Annotated in this window: 1 protein-coding gene and 1 pseudogene; both read right to left on the bottom strand. The window is 75.1% G+C overall.

Features of this window, described 5'->3' with window-relative positions:
* The coding region (locus tag Y694_RS21515) for a YhdP family protein (RefSeq protein WP_036236538.1) at nt 1-1,382 on the bottom strand (1,382 nt) is incomplete at its 3' end.
* Nucleotides 1,379-1,955: pseudogene (locus Y694_RS25120) on the bottom strand (hypothetical protein); the annotation flags it as partial. The pseudogene Y694_RS25120 and the gene Y694_RS21515, both read right to left, overlap by 4 nt.

Here is a 1,955-nt window from a genome sequence, read left to right as displayed (position 1 = left end):
CCCGCCGCCGGCCGCAATCGACTCCGGCACCAGGCTGGCCTGCACGCGCAGCGGCAGCGCTGGTCGGCGCTCTTGCGCAGCGGCGCCGGCAGGTCGACCGACAGGCCGAGCAGGTTGCTGCTCAGCTGCCACTCGGCCTGGCCCTGCACGATCCCCAGCGCGAGCCTGTAGCCGGTCTGGCCGCCGAGCACGGCGCCCGCCTGCGCCGCCAGCGGGCCGAGTTCGCTCGTGCGTCGCAGGCCGTCGGCGCTGGCCGTGCCCTGCACATTGAAGCGCAGGCTGCCGTCGGCCTGCCGGGCTCCATCGAAACTCGCGTCGCCGCCCAGCACGCGGGCGCTGCCGCCGGTCAGCGAAAAGCTGGTGTCGCCGAAGGCGACACGCGCCTTCGCATTGGCCAGCAGCGGCAGGTCGGGCCGCAGCCGCAGGTCGTTGCCGTTCAGCCGCAGCGAGCCGCGCACGCTGCTGCGCTCGCTGTGCAGCAGCGGGATGTCGAGTGCCAGCTGCAGCTCGATCGGCGTCTGCACGGGACCGGTGCTCGCCTTGGCCAGCGCGCCACCGATCCAGCCGCCGACCGGCGTTGCATTGACGTAGCGCAGCGCGTCGGCCAGCGGGCCGCTGCCGTTGCCTTCGATCACCAGCGTGGCGTTGTCGGCCAGGTTGCGGATACCCCCGTGAACCCGCGCCAGCTCGAAGCTGCCGCTGCCCACGGTGCCCAGGCGGCCACGCAGGTCGCGCAGTTCCATCGACTGGCGGTCGAACACCAGCTCGCCCTTGATGTCGGTCAGCGCCGGCCACGGCGGATGCAGCCCCGCGGCGACGGCCGTTCCCGGTTCGCCGGGCCAGCCCGGGTCGCCCGGCATGTAGGCCAGCCGCACCCCTTCGAGCCGGGCCGCGATGCGGAACTCGCCCGCCCGCTCCGCGGGCCGGGCGCCGGTAGGAGCCGGCGCGCCGAACGGAAACCGCCGCAGATCGCCGCTCACCTTGAAGTTCACTGCGCTCGCCCGGCCGGCCTGCACCGCGCGCTCGACGTACTGCCGCACGCTCGCCGGCAAGCCCAGCGGCAGGTAGCGCGCCACGCTCGGGGCCAGCGCATCGCTCAGGCGCCCATTGAGCTCGAGCACGCCCGGCAAGCGCCCTGCCTCTCCTCCGGTGTGCCAGGTGGCCTCGAATTCGCCCTGGGCATCGTCGTTGGCGAACCGGACCTCGCGGGCCCGCAGCTCGACGCGCGGCGGCGCGCCGCCGGCGCCGGCATCGATGCGCCAGTTCAGGCGGCTGCCCAGGCGCTTCAGCGCGATGCGCGGCTGTTCGAACACGCCCGGGAACTCCAGCGCACCGTCGCTCAGCGAGAGCGTCGCCTCGCCGCCGCTCTCGCTGGCCGTCAACTCGATGTCGGCCCCCTGCAGGCCCGGGCGCCCGGCCTCCAGGCCGGGGCCGAGGCGCCCTCGGCGGGTGCCGCCGCGGCAGCCGCGGCCAGCCCCAGTCCGCGCAGGCTGGCCTGCAACCGGTAGCGCAGTGGCGCGACCAGCGGTCCGTCCCAGCGCGCCTCGACCTCGCTGGCGATGCCGGTCGGCGCCAAGCTCGCCACCCGCGTGTGCATGTCGGCGCCGATCCAGCCGACCGGCAACCTGCCGAGGGTCTGGGCCAGCAGCGCGAGGTCGAGCCGCTGCGCGCGCAGCTCTCCGCCGGCCAGTGCACCGGCTTCGTCGAGTCGCCAGCGCAGCGTGGCGTCGGCCGCCGGCCAGTGCAGGCCATCGGCGGTAACGAAACCGAACTGGCGCGCCTGCAGTTCACCGCTGCGCGCGCCGCCCGCGTCACCCAGCGGAGGGCGCCCGCTGAGGCGGCCGTCGATGCGCTCGAAGGCCAGCGGCTCGGCATCGGCCGCGAGCCGGAGCGCGACGTCGCGCAGCGCCAGGTCGACGGTGGCAGCCACCGGTTCGGCGTTCTTCACCTCGACC

It is taken from the genome of Methylibium sp. T29-B (genome assembly GCF_000576225.1).
Classification (GTDB): Bacteria; Pseudomonadota; Gammaproteobacteria; order Burkholderiales; family Burkholderiaceae_C; genus Methylibium; species Methylibium petroleiphilum.
The sequence above is the reverse complement of the archived record's forward strand: the minus strand, read 5'-3'. Positions and strand labels throughout refer to the sequence as shown.